The organism is Halomonas salipaludis (genome assembly GCF_002286975.1).
Classification (GTDB): domain Bacteria; phylum Pseudomonadota; class Gammaproteobacteria; order Pseudomonadales; family Halomonadaceae; genus Franzmannia; species Franzmannia salipaludis.
The window spans coordinates 52,486-75,585 of the sequence record NZ_NSKB01000003.1 but is presented as its reverse complement, the minus strand read 5'-3'; the positions used below and the strand labels follow the sequence as shown (position 1 = coordinate 75,585).

Here is a 23,100-nt window from a genome sequence, read left to right as displayed (position 1 = left end):
GGTGAGCGTCTACTATAGCGGCAAACGGGAGTTACAGCCCAATCGCCTGGCGCATCATCAGCCGCTTGGCCAGCGGCAGGCGCTGGGTGACGGCGAGCCCCAGGCTGCCCAACTGGCGCAGCGGTGGGGCGCCGGTGAACACCCGATGCAGCAGCTCGGTGGCGGCAATCATGGCCAGCGTCTGCGGGCGCCGCTGGCGGGCATAGGCGTCGAGCAGTGGCGCGCTGCCCAGGTCCTGGCCGCGGCGGTGCGCGGCGACCAGCCGCTCGCTGAGGGCGATCACATCCTGCAGGCCGAGATTCAGACCCTGGCCCGCCAGTGGGCTGATCACATGGGCGGCATCGCCGATCAACACGCAGCGCGCGCTGGTATAGCGCCGCGCGTGCTGGCGGCGGATGGGAAAACTGGCGCGGCCCAGCACTGCCTCGACGCCGCCCAGGCGCGCCGGAAAGTCGCGTTCCAGCGTCTGGCGCAGCGCCTCCGGGTCGAGCTGCTCGAGGGCAGTGATGGTATCCGGCTTGGCGTACCACACCAGCGAGGCATGATGGCCGGGCAGCGGCAGCATCGCCTGGGGGCCGTGGGGCGTGAAGCACTGCCAGCTGACATCCTGCTGGGGCAGCTTGGTGGTGACGTTGATCACCAGGGCGCGCTGGTCGTAGTCGCCGCTCTCGACCTGAATGCCGGCCAGCTCGCGCAGCGCCGAGCGTGCGCCGTCGGCGCCGACCACCAGCGAGCCGCCCAGCCGGGTGCCGTCATCGAGCTCCAGCTCCACCTGGTTGGCCGCCTGACGCAGCACCATCGGCCGCACCCCGCAGTAGCAGGTGACCGTTGGCAGCTCGGCCAGGCGCGCCCACAGCGCGGCGCGGATCCAGCGGTTCTCGACGAAGCTGCCGAAGGCGTCGTGGCCGAGGCTGGTGGCATCGAAACGGGCCTCGCCGTGACCCTGCTGGCTCCAGCCGTGGATGCGCCGAAATGGGCAGCGGCGGTCCTGGGGGATTCTCTCCCAGGCGCCGACCTCGGCCAGCAGCCGTTCGGCGGCCAGATTGAGCGACGACACCCGCAGATCGAAGCCGTCGTCCTGTGGTAGCGTGGGGGCCGCGCCGCCCTCGACCAGCGCCACGCCAAGGCCCGCCTGGCCCAGCGAGGTGGCCAGCGCAGCACCCACCATGCCACCGCCAACGATGATCACCTGTGCAGAATTCGCCATGCGTGTCCTTTATGTCATCAAACTGTCATCTATGCTCGTTAGGGTGCGCGCTGACATCAAAGCGTCATTAAACCGTCATACCACCCGCGGACCCACACGGTAGCTACTCACTTATGACGAATCGCACCACACCGCCCTCCGACTCGCGTGCCTTCGAGCGTCAGGCGCGTCGTGAAACGCCGGCCTGGATGCGTGGCCTCTACGCCGGGCTGTGCCTCTACCTGTTCCTGGCCGCCCTCAACGTACTCGGCTCGGGCCTCGGCACCTTCGGCGGCGAGAGCGACTTCCTGACCCGCGCCTTCGCCTACGGCGAAAACCCCTTCATCGCCCTGCTGGCCGGCGTGCTGGTGACCATGGTCGTGCAGAGCTCGTCGTTCACCTCGGCGCTGATCGTGACCCTGGTGGCCAGCGGCGAGATGACCCTTGGCACCGCGGTGTTCGCGATCATGGGTGCCAATATCGGCACCGCAGTCACCGGGGTCATCGTGGCCCTGGCCAACATGCGCATCAAGCGCAATTTCCGGCGCTCGTTCACCGCGGCGCTGATGCACGACTTCTTCAATATCCTCACCGTGGCGGTGGTGTTCCCCATCGAGTGGCTCAGCGGCATGTTCCACGAGGCCGGCCGCGGGATATTCACGCGCCTGGCCGGCTGGCTCGCCGAGCTGATCGGCCTCGAGGAGGTGGCGCGGCCCAACAGCCCGATCAAGGTGATCACCGCGCCGGTGGTCGACGCCTTCAATGCCATCGGCGGCTTTTTGCTGCCAACCTCGCCGGCCCAGGGGCTGCTGGTGGCCGGCTTCGGGATGCTGCTGATGTTCGCCGCGCTGATCTTCATGGTCCAGAACCTGCGCGGCGCGCTGCTGCGTCACATGGATGGCCTGTTCCGCACCTACTTCTTCCGCACCGACCTGCGCGCCTACGGCGTCGGCGTGGTCTCCACCGTGCTGGTGCAGTCGAGCACCATCACCAGCAGCCTGATGGTGCCGCTGGCCGGGGCCGGGGTGGTGCGCATGCGCCGGGTGCTGCCGTTCATGATGGGCGCCAACCTCGGCACCACCGTGACCAGCCTGCTGGCCGCCACCGCCAATCCTATCGCAGCGGCGATGACCGTGGCCTTGTTCCACGTCATCTTCAACCTTACCGGCACCGCCATCTGGTGGCCGCTGCGGGTGATCCCGCTGCGCGTGGCCAACTGGTACGGCAAGCTGGCAGCCAAGCAGACCCGCTACGCCTTCCTGTTCCTGATCGGCGTGTTCTTCATCGTGCCGCTGGCCGGCATTGCCGCCACCGAACTGTTCATGAGCCTGCGCTGAGCGCGGCCCACCGGGAGACCGTCACATGTTTCGACAGCTCTATACCGCCCTGACCTCGGAGAACACCCTCGACCAGGCCTTCGGGGACCTCACCAGCATGCTCGAGCACGGCGAGTGGATGTTCGCCCGTGCCAACGACGTGCTCTACAGCACCGCCTCCGCCGACGAGGTGCGCCAGCCGCTCTACGACCGCGACCAGGCGATCAACGAGCTGGAGCGCTCGATTCGGCGCAAGGTGCTGCGCCACCTCACCGTCAATCCCGGCCACGACGTGGCCATCTGCCTGGCGCTGATGAGCGTGGCCAAGGACGCCGAGCGCATCGGCGACTACTGCAAGAACGTCTTCGAGGTGGGCAGCTTCTATAGCGAGGGCTTCCACGTGCCGCGCTACCAGGGGCCGCTGGACGGCATGGCTGAGCAGATGGGCCGCATGTTCGGCATGATGGTCAGCGCCACCCGCGACTCCGACGAGGCCAAGGCGCGCCAGGTGCTCTCCATGGCGCGTGGCATTCGCGCCCAGGGCGACCACCTGATCGAGGAGCTGTTCAAGGACGACCAGCAGGTCGCCTTCCACGAGGCGGTGGCCTACTCGCTGCTGGCGCGCCACTACAAGCGCGTGGCCTCGCACCTGGCCAATATCGCCACCGCGGTGGTCGGCCAGCTCGAGGATCTCGACTTCTATCACGACGAGGGCGACGAGGCGGAGTGACGCCCCGCCCGACATACGAGCGCCGCCCCTGGAGGCGGCGCTTTGCATCGTGAGTAAGCGTTCGCTTACTCGACCAGCGCGTTGAGCCGGTCGGGAAAGTCGGTGAAGATACCGTCGACGCCCCAGTCGAGCAGCAGCTGCATGTCGTCCTCCTCATTGATGGTGTAGACGTGCACCAGCAGGTCGTTGGCCTGGGCCTGCTCGACGAAGCCGGCATCGATCACCTGCAGCTCGTCTTCATAGGTCAGGTTGGTGCCGATGCCGACGGCATAGTCGCGGATCGCCGCGAAGTCGGCATCCTCGATCTCGCTCGGCCCTTGCGTCACCCCGGTCCACTCCACCAGGCGCTCCTCGCCGTCCTCCTCCGGGTAGTACCACACCAGCTGTACCAGCGGCACCTCGTCATTCAGCGCCTGTACCTCGAGCAGGCTCGGCTGGCTGAACGACTGGATCACCGCCGCGCCGGCCTCGATCAGGCCGTGGGCCTCCAGCTCCTCGACCAGCGCCTCCTCAATACCCGGATAGAGTTCCGGCGACTTGGTCTCGAGGTAGTAGCGGGCACTGGTGCCGAAGCGCTCGATGACCTCGCCCAGGGTCAGGATCCGCTCCCCGGCGAAGGCGTCGTCGGCATACTCCGGCGACGCCTGGTTGAACCAGCTACCGGCATCCAGCGCCTTGAGCTCCTCCAGGGTGAAATCCTTGAGCTCGCCTTCGCCGTCGGTGGCGCGGTCGAGGCTCTCGTCGTGGAAGGCCACCAGCTCGCCGTCGGCGGTCATCTGGATATCCAGCTCCAGGTAGTCGACCCCCATCTCATGGGCCAGCTCCAGCGCCGGCAGGGTCTGCTCCGGCGCGTGCCCGCTGGCACCGCGGTGGGCGATCACCTGAAAGTCCTGCAGATCATCCAGCTGCTGCTGCAGGGCATCCGCCTGCACGGAGAGCGGCAGTAGCAAGGCACCGCCGCCGAGCAAAGCGAAGGGCAGGCTGACGCGCGAAAAGCGGCTCTGGGTGAAACGCATGGCGACTCCTTTGTTGAATGTTCAATCAATAACCGTACTGAGGTGGAGTGGGGGGATGCAAGGTGGGGGAAAGGATGGCGATTCAGCCTAGCAGGGCGGGCGAAGGTGGGGAGGGTCAGGGTGGCTGTGGATAAGTAGCAGGGTTGAAAGAACGAGTGGCAACGTTGGATTAAGAGTGCTTAGCTACAAGACATATAAAAAAAGCGCAGGGTTATATGTTTTACGCACACTCTCTTCCAGATGAGGGTAAATCTCGCTGGCAGACACTCGAGAGCCACTTGAGCACTGTGGCGAAGCTTGCCGCGGAACGCGCGGATCGCTTCGATGCAGGCCCATGGGGCGAGGCAGCGGGCCTACTCCACGACCTTGGTAAGTACACCGCACCCTTCCAGCGCCGCCTGGAAGGCTCTCCAGAGCGAGTCGATCACTCTACGGCTGGCGCCCATATCGCCATTGAGAAATACTCCCAGCTTGGCCACCTGCTCGCCTACTTAATTGCTGGCCACCATGCAGGGCTGGCCAATGGACGAGATATTGGTGAGCGCACGCCACTGCAGAGCCGCCTGGAAGCTGACTTGCCCCCGCTCGATACGGTGTGGCAACAAGAGATAACGCTTCCCCGAAATCTGTTGCCCCCGGCACACTTTCAGCAGCACCGCGACAGGGCGTTCTTTCAGTATGCCTTTCTGGCGAGGATGCTGTTTTCCTGCCTGGTCGATGCCGACTTTGTCGATACCGAGGCCTTCTATGCAGTGCACGAAAAAGGCGTGCCCCATGCACGTGGTGGCGGGCCGCCGCTGGAAGTGTTGCGTGATGCCCTCGATAAGCGCTTGGCCACCTTCAAGGCAGATAGCGACGTCAATCGCCTGCGTGGTGAGATCCTCTCCCATGTTCGCGCTCAAGCCGAGCTGCCGCCTGGCAGGTTTTCACTGACAGTGCCGACCGGTGGGGGCAAGACGCTGGCCTCGCTGGCTTTCGCTCTCGATCATGCCATTGCTCACGGCATGGATCGGGTGATCTACGTGATTCCGTTCACCAGTATCGTCGAGCAGAACGCTGCGGTGTTTCGCGATGCCTTGGGGGAGCATGGCGAGGCAGCGGTGCTGGAGCATCACAGTGCCTTCGATGGCGGCAATCAGCGTGACCGCCATAGCATCGACAAGCTTCGCCGCGACAGCGAGAACTGGGATGCACCGATCATCGTCACCACGGCGGTGCAGTTCTTCGAGAGCCTGTTTGCCGCCAAGACCTCGCGCTGCCGCAAGCTGCACAATATCGCGGGCAGCGTGGTGATCCTAGACGAGGCACAGACCATGCCCTTGCCGCTGCTGCGTCCCAGCGTGGCGGCACTGGACGAACTGGCGCTGAACTATCGCGCCAGTGTCGTTCTGTGCACGGCGACCCAGCCAGCGCTGGCCGAAACCGACGATCCCGAGCGCAGCTTCCAGGGTGGCTTTCGGGGCATGCGCGAACTTGCGAAATGCCCCAACAAGCTTTATCGCGACCTCAAGCGCGTTTCCGTGCGCCATATCGGCACGCTTGGCGATGAGACGCTGCGCGACGAGCTGCTCGCCACCGAGCAGGTACTGTGTATCGTCAATAACCGTCGTCATGCTCGGGCGCTGTTCGAGTCGATAGCAGATCAGCCTGGCGCCTATCACCTCACCACCTCGATGTATGCCGTGCATCGGCGCCGGGTATTGGCCGAGATACGTCAGGTCCTAGAAGCTGGCCAGCCCTGTCGGGTCATTTCGACATCGCTGATAGAGGCTGGCGTCGATGTTGACTTCCCGCGCGTATTACGCGCCGAGGCAGGACTGGACTCCATCGCACAGGCGGCAGGGCGATGCAATCGAGAAGGGCGCCGAAACGCCTCAGATAGTGAGGTCGCCATTTTCGCCACCGGCAACGATGACTGGGAACCTCCACCCGAGCTCAAGAAGTTTGCACAGGTGACTCGGGAAGCGCTCAGGCACCACGGTGACGATCCACTGTCGTTGGCGGCGATAGAGGCCTATTTCAGATTGCTGTACTGGCAGCAAGGACCCCAAGAGCTGGATAAGCATGGCTTGCTGAAGCTGGTTGAAGATGGCCGTATCGAAGGGTTGCCATTCGATACCCTCGAACAGAAATTCCGCATGATCGAGAACAACCAGCGTGCCGTGATCATTCCCATTGATAAAGACGGTATTGCCCGCGCTGCTCTGAAAGAGCTGGCGTATGCCGAGGGGGTAGGGGGGATCGCCCGCAAGCTGCAGCCCTATACGGTGCAAGTGCCGCAGCAGGGCTTCACCGTACTGGAGCGGGTCGGCGCCATCGCAGCTGTCGAGCCCGACAAATTTGGTGAGCAATTCATGATGTTGGTCAACGAAGATCTTTATGACGAGTGGCTAGGGCTGAACTGGAGTGAGCCTACCTTCATGAAGGCTGAGAATCTTACGTGGTAACTACAACCGATAGGAATTGGAAAAATCTGTGGAGTGGAGCTAGCCTTGTCTTTAGCCATATTGAGCTGAGAGCAGGCCATGTCCCCCGACCATCAGCGAGACCCACGAGAATTCACTCTCCAGTGCAGGATTCGTCGGGGACAAATTTTCCTGGCTATGGAGTGGGGAGCAGCGGCCATCAGGATCGAAGCGCCCACAAGAGGGATTTGGCTGTTGGTCTCCCTGGCTGCGGTAGCGCTACCTATTTGGTTGGGCTGGCTTATGCGAGGGAGTGGATAGAAACCTATCGGTTGTACTTACTGTTGTCGCCCCGACCTGTCGGGGCGCGGATCTGCCAAAGGATGCAACAATGACATTTGGAGTTCGTTTGCATATCTGGGGGGAGCGGGCCTGTTTTACGCGGCCTGAGATGAAAGTAGAACGGGTTTCCTACGACGTGATTACGCCGTCGGCGGCACGAGGCATTTTGGAGGCGATACACTGGAAGCCGGCAATTCGCTGGTGTGTGGATCGCATCCATGTTCTTAAACCGATCCGCTTCGAATCGCTACGGCGTAATGAAGTGGCGGGAAAGCTGCCCGCTTCGACCGTTACCAAGGCGATGAAGGCAGGCCGTGTCGACGATGTGGCCTATTACGTCGACCAGAACCGTCAGCAGCGTGCTGCCACGATCCTGCGTGATGTCGGCTATGTGATCGAGGCGCATTTCGAGTTCACCTCGCGTGCCGACGAGAGCGATACACCCGGCAAACATCTGGATATATTCAACCGCCGTGCCCGACAGGGGCAATGCTTCCACATGCCATGCCTGGGCACACGGGAGTTTCCCGCCAGCTTTGTCCTGATCGAAGCCGATGCTGCTATGCCAGCCATTGATGACCGCTTGAGCGGTGAACGGGATCTTGGCTACATGCTGCACGATATCGACTTCGCCAATGGCAAGACGCCGCGTTTCTTTCGCGCCCAAATGCAGGGTGGCGTGATCGAGGTGCCGCCTTTCGAGGAGGCCTTGGCATGATCCTCTCCGCCCTCAACGACTACTACCAGCGACTGGCGGATGAAGAGAAGGTGCCCCTGCCAGGCTTCAGCAGCGAGAAAGTCAGCTTCTGCCTGGTGTTTTCCCAGGAAGGGAAGCCGTTACAGATCGACGATCTGCGCGACACCACTGGTAAGAAGCCACGGCCAAGCTCTTGCCAGGTGCCTGTGGACAAGCGGCGTACCTCGGGCATCCACGCCTATCCGCTGTGGGACAAGACCGCCTATGCCCTTGGGGCTTCTGCCGGAGAAGGCAAGCGCCTGGCTGATGAGCATGCGGCGTTCAAGGCACGTCAGCTCGCGTTGTTCGGTGAGAGTGACGATCCCGATCTGATAGCCTTTCTGAGACTGCTCAATAAGTGGAAGCCGGAGCAACTCGTCGAACTTCCTGGTTACAGCGAAGAGGCATTGGACACCAATGTCGTATTCCGACTCGATGGTCAGCGACAGTACCTGCATGAGAATCAGGAAGCACGCCGGCTATGGGGTACCGCGCTTGAAAGTGGCGAAGGAGAGTTGGGGCAGTGCCTTATCACTGGCGAGATCGCTCCGTTGGGTACCGACCACCCTGCAATTCGGGGCGTCAGGGATGCACAGTCGTCTGGTGCATCGCTCGTTTCATTCAATAGTGATGCCTATGAGTCTTACGGCTACAGCAAGAATCAAAACGCTTCGATCTCTAAGGCGGCCATCTTTGGCTATTCGACCGCGCTGAACCACTTGCTGCGAGGAGAGACCGAAAATCGTCAGCGACTCCAGATTGGCGACGCCACGGTGGTGTTCTGGGCCAAGGCCAGGGACACGGCACATGCCGAAGCAGCCGAGGGCTTCTTTGCAATGCTCAATGAGCCCCCTAGCGATGAGCAGGAGGCTGCTAAGTTAGGCACCCTGTTGAAGCAGATCTCCGAGGGGCGCCCACTGGCGGAGCTTAATCCGATGTTGGAGCCAGGTACCCAGTTTTTCGTTTTAGGGCTGGCGCCTAACGCGGCACGCCTGTCTGTGCGCTTCTGGCACGTCGATAGCCTGGTGCACCTGGCTCATCACTATGCCCAGCATTACTTCGATTTGCGGATTGAGCCTGTTCCCTGGAAGGGTGTCGTTCCTGCTATGTGGCGGCTGCTCTACGCGACCGCTCCGAGCCGTGATGGTAAGGCTAAAGCTGAGGACGTTCCCCCGCAGCTTGCCGGGGAATTGACTCGCGCCATCCTGACTGGGAGCCGCTACCCGCACTCTTTGCTCACCAACGTCATCATGCGCATGCGTAACGATGGCGATATCAGTGGCATCCGTGTCGCTCTCTGCAAGGCTGTATTGGCGCGACAGGGACGTCTTTCAGCGCATTCGAACACAACCACTCAGGAGGTGCCCGTGAGTCTCGATCCTTATTCCACCCACCCCGGCTATTTGCTGGGCAGGCTATTCGCTGAGTTGGAAAGCGCTCAGCGCGGCGCGCTCGGTAACGAGGTGAATGCCACCATTCGTGATCGCTATTACGGCGCCGCCTCGGCAACGCCGGCCAGCGTCTTCCCCATGCTGTTGCGTAATGTGCAGCATCATTTGTCGAACATGCGCAAGAAGGACAAGGGAGGGCTGGCGCACAAGATCGAGGGTGAGATAGGCACCATCATCGACGGCTTGGGCGACAGGTTCCCCAAGAACTTGCCCATTGAAGAGCAGGGGCGCTTCGCAATTGGTTATTACCACCAGTCACAAGCCCGCTTTGCCAAGAAAGACAGCGCCGAAAAAAATGTAGAAGATGAGCAGGGAGAGTCAGAATGAGTGCTATCGCCAATCGTTACGAATTCGTGCTGCTGTTCGACGTCACCAATGGCAATCCCAATGGTGATCCGGATGCCGGCAATCTGCCACGACTCGATCCGGAGACCAACCAGGGCCTGGTGACCGATGTCTGTCTCAAGCGCAAGATCCGTAACTACGTTGCCCTGGAGAAGGACGTTGACGCCGGCTACGCCATCTATATGCAAGAAAAGTCGGTGCTCAACAACCAGCACAAGAAGGCCTACGATGCGCTCGATATCAAGCCCGAGCCGAAGAAGTTGCCCAAGGAGGTGGAAAAGGCTCGTGCACTGACCGAGTGGATGTGTCGGAACTTCTTCGACGTACGCACCTTCGGTGCGGTGATGACCACCGAGGTCAACTCCGGCCAGGTGCGTGGTCCGGTACAGATGGCCTTTGCCAGCTCCATTGACCCGGTAGTGCCGATGGAGGTTTCGATAACCCGCATGGCGGTCACCAATGAGCGCGATCTCGAGAAGGAGCGTACCATGGGCCGTAAGCACATCATCCCCTATGGCCTCTATCGCGCCCATGGCTACATATCGGCCAAGCTCGCCGAACGTACTGGTTTCTCCGAAGACGATCTTGAGCTGTTGTGGCGTGCGCTGATCAATATGTTCGAGCATGACCGCTCCGCCGCCCGCGGCGAGATGTCGACACGCAAGCTGATTGTCTTCAAGCATGATCACCCGATGGGCAATGCGCCAGCGCATGTCCTGTTCGATAGCGTGAAAGTCGAGCGTGTTGAAGGCGAGGAGGATACCCCGGCTCGTCACTACAGCGACTATCGCGTCTCTGTCGATGCCGAGGCCTTACCGGCCGGTGTCAGCGTCGATGAGAAGCTGTAGGCGAATGGGATGGAGGATGACGTTCGCCTGATCCCGCTCTCGGCACTGCAGCACATGCTGTTCTGTCCGCGCCAGTGCGCGCTGATCCACCTCGAACAGCAGTGGGCGGAAAACCGCTATACGGCGGAAGGGCGCATCCTCCATGAGCGTGCCGACCACCTGGGTCATGAGCGTCGACGGGGCATCCATACCGCCATGGCACTTCCGCTGGCCAGTGAGGCGCTGGAATTGACCGGGGTTGCCGATGTTGTCGAGTTCGATGAGTCCCAGCAACCCACAGTGGTCCGGCCCATCGAGTACAAGCGTGGTCGGCCCAAGGCCCATCGCGCCGATGAGGTGCAGTTGTGCGCTCAGGCTCTGTGTCTGGAAGAGATGCTGGGTGTCTTGATCGAGCAGGGTGCGCTCTACTATGGCAAGACGCGGCGGCGCAAGGCCGTCGCGTTCGACGACGAGCTGCGGGGACTGACCCTGCGAGTCATCGCCGAGACGCGTGATCTCTTCGATAGCAACCATACACCAGTCGCTACCTATGAGCCCAAGCGCTGCGACCACTGCTCGCTGATCGATGCCTGCCAACCGCAAGTAATGGGCAAGCAGCGCTCGGCAGGCCGCTGGCTGGCGCGTCAAATTCAATCTCTGGATGAGTGAATAGCATGCGCCGTCAGCTCAATACGCTCTACATCACCACCGAAGGAGCCTGGCTCAGAAAAGATGGGGCCAACGTGGTCATGAACGTCGAGGGGAAGGAGCGAGCACGACTGCCCATCCATATGCTCGAGTCGCTGGTGTGTTTCGGCAGGGTGCTGGTATCGCCACCGCTGATGGGGTTCTGTGCTGAGCAGGGGGTTACCATCACTCACTTGTCGTCCAATGGTAAGTTCCTCGCACGTATTGAAGGGCCGGTATCCGGCAACGTGCTGTTGAGGCGCACCCAGTACCGCACCAGTGATGACGAAGTCGGGTGTGCTGCCATCGTCCGTGGCGTGTTGATCGGCAAGGTGCACAATCAACGAGCGGTAATCTCTAGGGGGCTGCGTGACTATGGCAGCAAGCTGGCCCCGGCTGAGCGCGAAGGATTGGATAGGGCGTGTACTCGCCTGAGCAGAATCGCACGCGACCTGCTGCGAGAACCTCTGACCAATGGATTGCGAGGCCTTGAAGGTGAGGCTGCGCAGGTCTATTTCAGCGTCTTCGATAGCCTTGTTCGTAATGACGGTGAAGCTTTCCGCTTCACTGGCCGCAATCGCCGCCCTCCGCGTGATCGCATCAATGCTCTGCTGTCCTTTCTTTATACGCTGCTGACCCACGACTGCCGTTCGGCGCTGGAAAGCGTTGGACTGGACCCTGCGGTAGGGTTCCTGCACCGCGACCGGCCTGGGCGACCCAGCTTGGCACTCGACCTGGCTGAGGAGTTCAGGCCGCTGCTGGGGGACCGACTGGCGCTGTCTCTAGTCAATCGTCGCCAGCTTCGGGAGAAGGATTTCACGGTTGCTGAAAGTGGCGGCGTGGTACTGACTGACGATGCGCGCAAGACCGTACTGACTGCCTATCAGGAGCGGAAGCGTGAAGAGCTCAACCATGCCTTTATTGGCGAGAAGGCGCCAATAGGCATGCTGCCGATTCTGCAGGCGCAATTGCTGGCGCGCCATCTGCGCGGCGATCTGGATGCCTACCCACCCTTCCTGTGGAAGTGATCCGATAAGGAGAGTGCCGCGATGATGGTTCTGGTCAGCTACGATGTCAGCACTTCTTCCGATGGCGGCGAGGGGCGACTGCGCCGTGTTGCCAAGGCTTGCCGAGATGTCGGGCAACGAGTGCAATTCTCGGTATTCGAGATCGAGGTCGATCCCGACCAATGGGTGCGCTTGCGACAGCGGTTGATCGACCTGATCGATGATGAAGTCGACAGCCTGCGTTTCTATTTCCTGGGCAGGAACTGGAAGAATCGAATCGAGCATATCGGCGCCAAGCCTGCCTTGGATATGAACGGCCCGCTCGTTTTCTGATTTCCTTAGTCTTGCGAACCCATAGTGTCTGGCACTTTCCCGGTGGGTTCGCGGCTCTTTAATAATATGATTTTGAAAGATTTTTAGATTTATCAGCCGGCTGATGGGTGCTTTCCCTGCGTTACTTTGGCAGTTTCGCAAGATGCTGCCCATTTTGATCGGTATTTCAATGCGTTATAAAGGAGCAGTCGCGTCCCGCACGGGGCGCGCGGATAGAAACAGTCGGACACGGTGAGATTGCTCACTACAGAAGAGTCGCGTCCCGCACGGGGCGCGCGGATAGAAACCGCGCCATCTACCGCAAGGGTCGCGCCAGCCATGTCGCGTCCCGCACGGGGCGCGCGGATAGAAACTTAGCCAGGCGGTGGAGGATGGGCTTAATCCTCGTCGCGTCCCGCACGGGGCGCGCGGATAGAAACGCATACTCAGGCGAGGCCCCAACTATCGGACGTGTCGCGTCCCGCACGGGGCGCGCGGATAGAAACAACCCCTAGCACGCCTTACGCGCCTCATGCTATTGTCGCGTCCCGCACGGGGCGCGCGGATAGAAACGGCAACAGGAACCATCCCGCCCAGCCCTTCATGCGGTCGCGTCCCGCACGGGGCGCGCGGATAGAAACAACCCTGGCGACAACCCGGCTGATCAGATCGACGGTCGCGTCCCGCACGGGGCGCGCGGATAGAAACGTCCACATAATCAGGCACTGCCCCGAACCACTGTGTCGCGTCCCGCACGGGGCGCGCGGATAGAAACAATTAGGACCGCCATTATTTCACCTTAGCCCGGTGTCGCGTCCCGCACGGGGCGCGCGGATAGAAACAAGCCATCCTCCACCGCCTGGCTAAGAACTCGGCCGTCGCGTCCCGCACGGGGCGCGCGGATAGAAACTTACACGCCCCGCCGTCGGGGCACAGTGTAAGCTGTCGCGTCCCGCACGGGGCGCGCGGATAGAAACAGGGCATATCGTGACGATTAGACGCCATGACGTAGGTGTCGCGTCCCGCACGGGGCGCGCGGATAGAAACCTGACTATTAGGATTGTGCGGGCAATAAAAAACCCCGTCGCGTCCCGCACGGGGCGCGCGGATAGAAACAATGTGGTGTTTGACCCAATCCTGAGCGTATCGTGTCGCGTCCCGCACGGGGCGCGCGGATAGAAACTCGTTGAATTGGGAATCCCCGTCCTTTAGGGCGGTCGCGTCCCGCACGGGGCGCGCGGATAGAAACACCAAGTCGTCTACGTAGCTCATTAACAATCAGCGTCGCGTCCCGCACGGGGCGCGCGGATAGAAACGCTTTAGCCACTTGGCCCAGAACGTAGAGCGCTCGTCGCGTCCCGCACGGGGCGCGCGGATAGAAACCACCACTCCTGCAGCGACAAGAGTGCCAGCGAGGGTCGCGTCCCGCACGGGGCGCGCGGATAGAAACTGATCGGTCTGCGCCTCGCCAGTGTCGGCCCACGTGTCGCGTCCCGCACGGGGCGCGCGGATAGAAACCCGCATTGGTGGCGTTGAGCACTTGGGCGATGGGTCGCGTCCCGCACGGGGCGCGCGGATAGAAACTGGCTGCCGTTAACGCAGCGGGCGGCATCGCTGGCGTCGCGTCCCGCACGGGGCGCGCGGATAGAAACCGCCATCACTGGTGACGTCGATAGATTCAGAACCGTCGCGTCCCGCACGGGGCGCGCGGATAGAAACCTTATGGCGGCGATGATTGCCTAATATGGCCCTAGTCGCGTCCCGCACGGGGCGCGCGGATAGAAACATTCCAGCACGGGACTCCTGCTTGAGCGCGAAGAGGTCGCGTCCCGCACGGGGCGCGCGGATAGAAACGATGCGCTAGTCTTGATGCGCCACAACCTCACGGCGTCGCGTCCCGCACGGGGCGCGCGGATAGAAACCTCAAGGTCATGGCGGTGGGTCGCTAGCTCAGCCTCGTCGCGTCCCGCACGGGGCGCGCGGATAGAAACCATCAGGAATTGGTGGAATGTCGCCGCCATCTTGGTCGCGTCCCGCACGGGGCGCGCGGATAGAAACCTCCAGATGTCGCGCAACAACCCCATCTTCGATGTCGTCGCGTCCCGCACGGGGCGCGCGGATAGAAACGTATCGGCGCTCGTTGATCTCGTAGCGCCCGACGCGTCGCGTCCCGCACGGGGCGCGCGGATAGAAACTCCTCTCACTCGATTAACATACTCCATCACCGCGTCGCGTCCCGCACGGGGCGCGCGGATAGAAACAGAAGTGTCTTTGGTAGTATCGCACTTATTGCAGTGTCGCGTCCCGCACGGGGCGCGCGGATAGAAACATTAACCCTACAGACGCATATCGACAACTTATAACGTCGCGTCCCGCACGGGGCGCGCGGATAGAAACCTCGGCGCCCCCCTTCCCTCGATACGGCACAAGGGTCGCGTCCCGCACGGGGCGCGCGGATAGAAACTAACGTGGGGCGAAGAGACAGGCCAGGACTGGGAGTCGCGTCCCGCACGGGGCGCGCGGATAGAAACCACATGCGGGCGCTTACTCCGCGCAGAGCACGTCGAGTCGCGTCCCGCACGGGGCGCGCGGATAGAAACTTTTCCATATCGCTGAGACGCTCAAGGTGCTGAAGGTCGCGTCCCGCACGGGGCGCGCGGATAGAAACATCCTGTCCTCGGCGAGAACCTCGCTCAAGCCCGTCGCGTCCCGCACGGGGCGCGCGGATAGAAACTACAGCGAGGCCGCCAACGCGATTGCGTGCCGCTGGTCGCGTCCCGCACGGGGCGCGCGGATAGAAACAAACCACCATCAATAGCGTAGTTCTCGCGCACGGTCGCGTCCCGCACGGGGCGCGCGGATAGAAACCCGTCTCGCTGCCCTTGATCGTAGCGTCTGCCACGTCGCGTCCCGCACGGGGCGCGCGGATAGAAACGCTATCTGTTGAACATACGCTAACTACAGCGCAGGTCGCGTCCCGCACGGGGCGCGCGGATAGAAACTCGCACATTCGCATGCAGGTAGAGGCGGCCTGCTGCGTCGCGTCCCGCACGGGGCGCGCGGATAGAAACTCGCCCGGGGGATCTTCGTGTGCGCTGATAACTCGAGTCGCGTCCCGCACGGGGCGCGCGGATAGAAACACCAAGTCGTCTACGTAGCTCATTAACAATCAGCGTCGCGTCCCGCACGGGGCGCGCGGATAGAAACGCTTTAGCCACTTGGCCCAGAACGTAGAGCGCTCGTCGCGTCCCGCACGGGGCGCGCGGATAGAAACCACCACTCCTGCAGCGACAAGAGTGCCAGCGAGGGTCGCGTCCCGCACGGGGCGCGCGGATAGAAACTGAAATGAAACTCATCCACATAATCAAGGCCAGCGAGTCGCGTCCCGCACGGGGCGCGCGGATAGAAACGCCAGCGCTTCAGGATCCCGCGCATACGGCCTAGCAGTCGCGTCCCGCACGGGGCGCGCGGATAGAAACCCGGTGTTGTTACAGGCGCACGCATGATCTATTCGGGTCGCGTCCCGCACGGGGCGCGCGGATAGAAACTCGCGCACGTATTGCATGATCTCCCGCGTGCGCTCGTCGCGTCCCGCACGGGGCGCGCGGATAGAAACCCGGAGACAGACAACACAAAAGATGGATACACAAGTCGCGTCCCGCACGGGGCGCGCGGATAGAAACGAGTCCCCGTGCTCGCTCCAATCTAGTCCGCCAGGGTCGCGTCCCGCACGGGGCGCGCGGATAGAAACAATTGCGATTAGTGCATCATACAACCCCTGCGCGAGTCGCGTCCCGCACGGGGCGCGCGGATAGAAACGAGAACGTGCCGCGTGACCGCGTTGAGTTGTGCATGTCGCGTCCCGCACGGGGCGCGCGGATAGAAACCGTGATGATCCAGCCAGCTACGCACTGCTCATCGTCGCGTCCCGCACGGGGCGCGCGGATAGAAACGGGATGGTGACCTGCTCGGGCTGAGTCACTTCGCTGGTCGCGTCCCGCACGGGGCGCGCGGATAGAAACTTGAGCAGAGTCTGCAGAAGCCGGCTGCTCGCTCGTCGCGTCCCGCACGGGGCGCGCGGATAGAAACCTACAACCGTGCGCTGACCCGCACTGCCGCCACGTCGCGTCCCGCACGGGGCGCGCGGATAGAAACTCAACCAAGTAAGAGGATCTGCATTATGACAGCCATGTCGCGTCCCGCACGGGGCGCGCGGATAGAAACGTTGGCGGCGTCGAGGATGGGCTCTTGTGCGGTGTCGCGTCCCGCACGGGGCGCGCGGATAGAAACGTCGCGCTCCTCAGCGGCCCACTCACGCAGCGCGGGTCGCGTCCCGCACGGGGCGCGCGGATAGAAACTAGATATGGGCCTGGCCAGCCCGTGGGCGATGGCGTCGCGTCCCGCACGGGGCGCGCGGATAGAAACTTTTGAGGGTTGCTTCCTGCAAAGCTGCTGACCTGGTCGCGTCCCGCACGGGGCGCGCGGATAGAAACATCGTCGGTTTGCTTGTCCTCTAACGCCTGGTGGCGTCGCGTCCCGCACGGGGCGCGCGGATAGAAACCAGTTCGAACGGCAGACCGCCGCCCACGCCATATGTCGCGTCCCGCACGGGGCGCGCGGATAGAAACCCCGTTACTGGATCGATCCGCGCCTCCCCTCCCTCGTCGCGTCCCGCACGGGGCGCGCGGATAGAAACACCTTCCCCAGTCCGTAGCATCCGCCGCATGGCGTCGCGTCCCGCACGGGGCGCGCGGATAGAAACCATGCCGACGATGGACATGTCGGTCGGATTGGCGGTGTCGCGTCCCGCACGGGGCGCGCGGATAGAAACTTGGCTACACCGAGCGTCAGCCGGCAAGCGTCCAGTCGCGTCCCGCACGGGGCGCGCGGATAGAAACGTCGCTCGCAGCGACAAGCCCAAGGCCTTGCCCTGTCGCGTCCCGCACGGGGCGCGCGGATAGAAACAGCTCGATGGCTGGCCGGCAACGGCTGTGGCCGCGTCGCGTCCCGCACGGGGCGCGCGGATAGAAACATAGGTGGCGGTCCTCCTCAACGATGACCCCCAGCGTCGCGTCCCGCACGGGGCGCGCGGATAGAAACAGATCGCCGGCAGTCTGGTGCTGCAGCAGGCCCAGTCGCGTCCCGCACGGGGCGCGCGGATAGAAACCTCGAACATGGTGATGCCGGACTCGACCGCCTCGAGGTCGCGTCCCGCACGGGGCGCGCGGATAGAAACACCTCCTTGTTACGGGCGTGGTGGTGCTGACGTAGAGTCGCGTCCCGCACGGGGCGCGCGGATAGAAACCCAACACCGATCTCAAGGTGCTCAACCAGGTGCGTCGCGTCCCGCACGGGGCGCGCGGATAGAAACACTGCCGTGCACCTGCCGACCATCGCCACCATCGTCGCGTCCCGCACGGGGCGCGCGGATAGAAACGACCCCAACACCGGGCAGGTCGTCTACTCCCGCGTCGCGTCCCGCACGGGGCGCGCGGATAGAAACCCCACCATGCTGCGCAAGATGTGGTCGGGTGGCGTCGCGTCCCGCACGGGGCGCGCGGATAGAAACTCCCTGCAACGGAAGAGGCCACCGCATGGGTGGCCGTCGCGTCCCGCACGGGGCGCGCGGATAGAAACACGCCGAGCTCGACGCCCGCGGCATAGAGAAATTGTCGCGTCCCGCACGGGGCGCGCGGATAGAAACACGCCCGGTATCTTGCCGTCTCGGATGGCGGCGTAGAGTCGCGTCCCGCACGGGGCGCGCGGATAGAAACTTCCTCGGCGTAGCAGCGCAGGATCTCGGTCGCGTCGCGTCCCGCACGGGGCGCGCGGATAGAAACTCGTTGAGCTCCTCGCGCACCTCCTGGGGCAAGGTCGCGTCCCGCACGGGGCGCGCGGATAGAAACGTCGCGGCGACCTCTACGCCCAAGCCTGGGTCGATAGTCGCGTCCCGCACGGGGCGCGCGGATAGAAACAGGCCCAGTGCCGTAGCCAGGTCCGTTTGCCATGTCGCGTCCCGCACGGGGCGCGCGGATAGAAACTCTGGCGTCTTGCCGTCATCCTTGACGCCACCGGTCGCGTCCCGCACGGGGCGCGCGGATAGAAACCTGGGGGCTCTGTATGGTGGCTGGATTGAGATCTAGTCGCGTCCCGCACGGGGCGCGCGGATAGAAACGCCGGCATGGCCCCGGCATCCTCGAGGTCAAGAGTCGCGTCCCGCACGGGGCGCGCGGATAGAAACGGCAGCGATGACGTCATCGTCGCCGCCGATCGCGAGTCGCGTCCCGCACGGGGCGCGCGGATAGAAACTCGCCCAGGGCCAGCTCGGTGGTCAGCCGCTCGCGTCGCGTCCCGCACGGGGCGCGCGGATAGAAACATCACGAGCTCGCACCAGACTTCTTGTTCTTCTGTGGTCGCGTCCCGCACGGGGCGCGCGGATAGAAACATTGCCCTCGTTATTTCCATCGTCGCCGCCGGAAGTCGCGTCCCGCACGGGGCGCGCGGATAGAAACATCATGTGCGTCAGGTCCTGCAGCGCGCCGCCAGTCGCGTCCCGCACGGGGCGCGCGGATAGAAACCTCGGCGTTGAATGGTTCCGCGAGCGAGCTGACGGTCGCGTCCCGCACGGGGCGCGCGGATAGAAACGCGCCCATCCGGCCCGGTGCGGGTCTCCCGCTCGCGTCGCGTCCCGCACGGGGCGCGCGGATAGAAACCTGCGCTGGCGTCCCAGCCATCGGCGTTGGCCACCCGTCGCGTCCCGCACGGGGCGCGCGGATAGAAACGGTGACACTCTCCCCGTCAGCGTGCTTAGTAACACGTCGCGTCCCGCACGGGGCGCGCGGATAGAAACATGCTCGACGACGAGAAGAAGGCCGAGCGCGCCGAGTCGCGTCCCGCACGGGGCGCGCGGATAGAAACGAGGCCCAGAACGGCCGCAGCAAGGCCGCTGCAAAAAGTCGCGTCCCGCACGGGGCGCGCGGATAGAAACAACCCGGCCGATCTTGCCGGTGCCGATGGTCGCGAGTCGCACCCTCACCTGGGGTGTGTGGATAGATGCTTGTGCAAGCGGCGGCCCAGTAGCTAGTTCACGATGCTAATCGGGCAGGATGTGGTTTTTGAACCGCACCGAAAATTGACGTTAAGCCAGCGGCTGGGGAGGTATTTCCCCTTCAGCTTGCATATCGGCCATTGCGTCGGCCACTAACGTCACGACACCGTCGAGGGCCTCTCTCTGGCTGTTGGCCAGCCAAGAGAGGCTCGGCAGCTCGGCGCATTGACCGACGAACTGGTCGTCTTCGGCCGACCAATAGATACGATAGGAGTAATACGTATAGTTGACCATGGCGATATTCCCTTGCTGCTGTGGCCACTTCAGCTTAGAGAGGGTTGGTAGTATCACGACCCTCTCTGGCTTTTCGAATTCGACGATCCGGCAGATCTCGCAGCAGAGCGCCGTGCGAAGGATAATCTCCTTAAACATCCTTAGAAAGTGTGCTGCCGCCCAGCTGAATTACCGACGACCCGATCCCCGCAGGCGCGGGGCCTGCCGGTGAATATCAGTTCATACGGCACGGCTTAATGAGCATCGGGTTTGAACGCCATGGCTTCATCGAAGCTGTACAGGCAGGTATCAGGAAAGGCATCCGGTTCCATGTCGGTCTCGATTGCTGCGGCTCGCCGCGCATCGTCATAAGCACTGGCCATCAGATCGGGCAGCGCTGCCCTGAGGCTCGGGTTGTCGGCAAGTAGTCGAGCGGCTTTGACCTGAGCATCCTGAATGGTCAGGCGCCAGCTGCGCGAGCGGCGGTCAGGCTGATATTCCCATTTCAGCAGATGCATCAGGAGCCGGGCCAACTGACTGATAAGGGCGCGTCGTTCGCTCTTGCCCATGCTCTCGATCTCCTCGGCAAGATGTTCGACATCGAGCTGATCCATCTTTCCAGAACGCAGCAGCGCTGCCTGCTCCAGCGCCCAAGCATAGGTGTCCTGATCGTAATGCGTCGGCATCGCTTGGCTCCAAGGCTCTTGCCACGTTGGTTATTAACATCATATGCGTGGTCGCGTTGCAGGACCAGCCGCCGCCAAGTCGGCCCCTGCGCCATGAGACGCTCTCCCTTGCCGCGGTAGCCACTTCAGTTTGGCGAGGCCCCTGTCGGCATCACCACCCATTCAGGCTCCTCGAATTCGCCGATCAGGCGGATCTCGCAGCAGGGCGCCGCGGAGCGGATGATCTCCTTTATCTCTTGGTTAGGCTGGGCCTCCATGGCATCGCGGCTGGCCTTGCTGTCCCAGTGGGCGATGGCGATCAGGGTGTTGGGGTCGTCGATCTTGCGGTGCAGCTCGGTGCCGCGCGCCCCCGGCGCCTGCTGGATGAGCTCGCTGGCACGGACCCAGGCGTCGGCGTAGTCCTCGGCCTGGTAGCCGTCGCGGATATGCACTTCGAAGATATATTTCATGGCACTGCTCCTTGCTGCTCTTTGCCGCTGCGGCTAAGGCATTCGATGTGGGCTCAGTGTATCCCGCCCGTCGTCCTTATCCAGCCGCTACGCTGATAGGCTATAGGAAACGGCGGCACTGAACCGCCACCGACGATGAGGAGTGAGTATGTCCGATACCCCCTATGACCAAGCCCTGGCCGCCATCGATGCGCTGCACGCTGAGGATCCGCGGTGCGTGGAGGTTGAGGGCGAGTCGCTGCCCCAGGAGCTGTTCTATGCGCGGCGCATGAGCGCCTGGCTGGAGACGCTGGCGGATTCGCCCAGTGAGCCGCTGCAGCTGGCGGTGCGTGCCCAGCATCTACAGCGCTGGAAGGTGCCGCGGGAGGCGTATCCCGAGGGCCGGGTGGGCTATCTGACCTGGCGTCGCGACCAGGGCAAGCAGGCCGGCGAGACCACCGCGCGGCTGATGGAAGAAGCGGGCTACTCGGCCGATGACGCGGCGCGCGCGGCGAGCCTGATCCGCAAGCAGGGCCTGGGCCGCGACCCGGAGACCCAGGCGCTGGAGGACTGCGCCTGCCTGGTGTTCCTGGAGAACTACTTCGGCGACTTTTCGCGCCAGGTGGAGCACGACCACCTGATCCGTATCGTGCAGAAGACCTGGAAGAAGATGTCGCCCGAGGCCCACGCGCTGGCGTTACAGCTGCCGATGAGCGCGGAGGCGCGGGGGCTGGTAGAAGAGGCGCTGGCCGGATGATAGCGCGCTGGGCCTAGCTTGACAGGGTGGCGGTGGCGGCCTAGATTCTCAATTGCAAATGATAATTTTTGTCGTTTGATTGAGCTGTCAAGGAGGCCGCGATGACATACAACGCCAATACCCCTTGCGAGGGGCCTACTCCGTCGCTGCAGGTCTGCGATGCCACCTCGAGCTCGGTACGCCTGGCCTGGCAGCGTCCGCGCCGAGCGGACCCGCTCTCCGAGGAGCAGCAGGTGCTGCTGGCGCTGCAGCACGAGGAGGCGGTGCACGAGCTGGTCCGCCGCCGGTTCCTGCTGACCACCGAACGCTACCTCAAGAGCGATCTGGGCACCCTGCTGGGCTAAGCGAGGCTGACGCTCAGCGTCTCCTCGGCCTCGCAGGGGTAGCCGTGGCGCAGGTGCAGGGTGCGCTCGTCGAGGGTCATCACCACCGCGAACAGGGTCTCCATGCGCTCGGCCTCGGGCATGCCCGGGTCGGTGTGCTTGCAGATCGCCATGGGCGCGTTGTGGTGGTCGCTGAGGACCTCGAACAGCGCGCCGACGCTGGCCGCTGGCGGTGGGTCGAGCAGCTCATCGAGGCGGCGCAGCCGCACGTGGGAGTCGGGCTTGGGGAAGTCGGCCACGCAGGCGGTGGCGGCCTCGGCGTAGAGGTGGTTGGTGTGGGTCACACGCCCTTCGCTGGGCTCGAGCACGCCAGGCGGCCCGGGCTGGACCTCGAAGCCGGCGGCCTGGCCGTCGGCGCTGGCGACCAGGAAATGCGCCGGCGAGGCGACGCGGTCCTCCTCGATGATGCGCCGGGCGCTGGCGAACCCATCGCTCTCGAGAATCTTGCGCAGCGCAAAATGAATCGGCAGGCCGTCGCCGCAGGTCTGTGAGCGGATGGCGTTGAGGCATACGCCGAGGCCGTGGGCGTTGAGGCCGATCTTGGCGACCATGCCGGCCTCGCCAACGCTGACCAGCGGCGGGGCGTCGTCGCCTTCGATTCGCAGTATCACCACGTTGTCGAGTTGGTCGGCGCGCCAGTCCCAGTTCTGAGCCAGCCACTGGTGTCCATGCTGATGGAGGGAAAATGCCGAACAGCCGCCGCTGGCCTGGGTCAGCGAGATCTCGCTGCGGCAGTTGAGGGTGAGGATGTCGTCGCGCTCGAGGCCGGCGCCCTGGGCGATGCCCGCCAGCTCGTCGAGGATCGCCGCAAAGCCGCGCTCGATGGCCGGCACGAAGCGCTGCGCCTCGCGCTTGGCAGCGGCCCAGTCTAGCCCCACGAAGTCCTGGAACAGCCGGTCGTACACCGCGATGCTGCGGCGAATCTGCGCGGCGTGGCGCTGGCCGTGGGCCAGGCCGATGGCGCGGCGGCTGCCGTGCAGGTGGGTCACGTCGAGCATGCGGGGCGCTCCTTGGCGAGTGAATTTCTCCCAGCCTACCGCGTGCAGCGTTGAAGTGCAGCGGGCGGCGCGGAGCGGCAATGAAAACCCACCGATTTTCAACAAGCTAGACACGTTCAAACGGCCGCTTGCGTTAACGCCGCAGCGCTTGTGTTTTTGCGTAAACA

The 23,100-nt window shown here is 63.4% G+C and carries 17 protein-coding genes and 1 CRISPR repeat array; of the genes, 11 read left to right on the top strand and 6 right to left on the bottom strand.

From position 1 onward, the window contains the following. Positions 1-31: 31 nt before the first annotated feature. Positions 32-1,207 (bottom strand): UbiH/UbiF/VisC/COQ6 family ubiquinone biosynthesis hydroxylase, encoded by a 1,176-nt coding sequence (locus CK498_RS07920; RefSeq protein WP_095620343.1) that lies wholly within the window; start codon positions 1,205-1,207, stop codon positions 32-34. 113 nt (positions 1,208-1,320) lie between these two features. Here CK498_RS07920 and CK498_RS07915 point away from each other — a divergent pair, with 113 nt between their 5' ends. Together CK498_RS07915 and CK498_RS07910 are read left to right on the top strand one after the other, a co-directional pair. Continuing rightward, entirely contained in the window at positions 1,321-2,523 is a 1,203-nt protein-coding gene (locus CK498_RS07915; protein WP_229359008.1) for a Na/Pi cotransporter family protein, read from the top strand. 25 nt (positions 2,524-2,548) lie between these two features. Further along, positions 2,549-3,232, top strand: a complete 684-nt coding sequence (locus CK498_RS07910; protein WP_095620342.1) for a phosphate signaling complex PhoU family protein — start codon at positions 2,549-2,551, stop codon at positions 3,230-3,232. A 65-nt stretch (positions 3,233-3,297) separates the two neighbouring features. Here CK498_RS07910 and CK498_RS07905 read toward each other — a convergent pair whose 3' ends face one another. Next, positions 3,298-4,248 carry a glycerophosphodiester phosphodiesterase gene (locus tag CK498_RS07905; protein ID WP_095620341.1) on the bottom strand — a complete coding sequence of 317 codons (951 nt, stop codon included), beginning with the start codon at positions 4,246-4,248 and terminating at the stop codon, positions 3,298-3,300. 215 nt (positions 4,249-4,463) lie between these two features. Here CK498_RS07905 and CK498_RS07900 point away from each other — a divergent pair, with 215 nt between their 5' ends. From CK498_RS07900 to cas2, 7 genes are all read left to right on the top strand, one after another. Next, complete coding sequence (locus tag CK498_RS07900) at positions 4,464-6,695, top strand: CRISPR-associated endonuclease Cas3'' (protein WP_095620340.1); 2,232 nt, start codon at positions 4,464-4,466, stop codon at positions 6,693-6,695. A 349-nt stretch (positions 6,696-7,044) separates the two neighbouring features. Next, on the top strand, positions 7,045-7,713 hold the full coding sequence (gene cas5c, locus CK498_RS07895; protein ID WP_095620339.1) for a type I-C CRISPR-associated protein Cas5c: 669 nt from the start codon (positions 7,045-7,047) through the stop codon (positions 7,711-7,713). Next, positions 7,710-9,509, top strand: a complete 1,800-nt coding sequence (gene cas8c / locus CK498_RS07890; RefSeq protein WP_095620338.1) for a type I-C CRISPR-associated protein Cas8c/Csd1 — start codon at positions 7,710-7,712, stop codon at positions 9,507-9,509. Before cas5c ends, cas8c begins: the two co-directional genes overlap by 4 nt. Continuing rightward, positions 9,506-10,375 carry a type I-C CRISPR-associated protein Cas7/Csd2 gene (gene cas7c / locus CK498_RS07885; protein WP_095620337.1) on the top strand — a complete coding sequence of 290 codons (870 nt, stop codon included), beginning with the start codon at positions 9,506-9,508 and terminating at the stop codon, positions 10,373-10,375. Before cas8c ends, cas7c begins: the two co-directional genes overlap by 4 nt. Before the next feature lie 9 nt (positions 10,376-10,384). Further along, positions 10,385-11,023: a CRISPR-associated protein Cas4 gene (cas4, locus tag CK498_RS07880; protein WP_095620336.1), complete on the top strand. Its 639-nt coding sequence runs from the start codon at positions 10,385-10,387 to the stop codon at positions 11,021-11,023. 5 nt (positions 11,024-11,028) lie between these two features. Continuing rightward, entirely contained in the window at positions 11,029-12,069 is a 1,041-nt protein-coding gene (gene cas1c, locus CK498_RS07875; RefSeq protein ID WP_095620335.1) for a type I-C CRISPR-associated endonuclease Cas1c, read from the top strand. 21 nt (positions 12,070-12,090) lie between these two features. Beyond that, on the top strand, positions 12,091-12,381 hold the full coding sequence (gene cas2, locus CK498_RS07870; protein WP_095620334.1) for a CRISPR-associated endonuclease Cas2: 291 nt from the start codon (positions 12,091-12,093) through the stop codon (positions 12,379-12,381). A gap of 187 nt (positions 12,382-12,568) precedes the next feature. Continuing rightward, a CRISPR array of direct repeats spans positions 12,569-19,348; the repeat unit is 33 nt; unit sequence GTCGCGTCCCGCACGGGGCGCGCGGATAGAAAC. Between the two features lie 150 nt (positions 19,349-19,498). Here the strand turns inward: cas2 and CK498_RS25710 are convergent. From CK498_RS25710 to CK498_RS07855, 3 genes are all read right to left on the bottom strand, one after another. Further along, complete coding sequence (locus CK498_RS25710) at positions 19,499-19,702, bottom strand: hypothetical protein (RefSeq protein WP_141246929.1); 204 nt, start codon at positions 19,700-19,702, stop codon at positions 19,499-19,501. A gap of 233 nt (positions 19,703-19,935) precedes the next feature. Beyond that, positions 19,936-20,367 (bottom strand): DUF29 domain-containing protein, encoded by a 432-nt coding sequence (locus tag CK498_RS07860; RefSeq protein ID WP_089660608.1) that lies wholly within the window; start codon positions 20,365-20,367, stop codon positions 19,936-19,938. Positions 20,368-20,492: 125 nt separating this feature from the next. Continuing rightward, positions 20,493-20,816, bottom strand: a complete 324-nt coding sequence (locus CK498_RS07855) for an antibiotic biosynthesis monooxygenase family protein (RefSeq protein ID WP_095620332.1) — start codon at positions 20,814-20,816, stop codon at positions 20,493-20,495. Positions 20,817-20,964: 148 nt separating this feature from the next. Here CK498_RS07855 and CK498_RS07850 point away from each other — a divergent pair, with 148 nt between their 5' ends. Then, positions 20,965-21,552, top strand: coding sequence for a DUF4202 domain-containing protein (locus CK498_RS07850; protein ID WP_095620331.1), 588 nt, complete (start codon positions 20,965-20,967; stop codon positions 21,550-21,552). Between the two features lie 101 nt (positions 21,553-21,653). Further along, the gene (locus tag CK498_RS26140; RefSeq protein ID WP_095620330.1) at positions 21,654-21,896 is read left to right on the top strand and encodes a hypothetical protein; all 243 of its coding nucleotides are present in this window, start codon (positions 21,654-21,656) and stop codon (positions 21,894-21,896) included. Here CK498_RS26140 and CK498_RS07840 read toward each other — a convergent pair. Beyond that, complete coding sequence (locus CK498_RS07840; protein ID WP_095620329.1) at positions 21,893-22,933, bottom strand: C45 family autoproteolytic acyltransferase/hydolase; 1,041 nt, start codon at positions 22,931-22,933, stop codon at positions 21,893-21,895. The genes CK498_RS26140 and CK498_RS07840 overlap by 4 nt on opposite strands. Positions 22,934-23,100 lie beyond the last annotated feature (167 nt).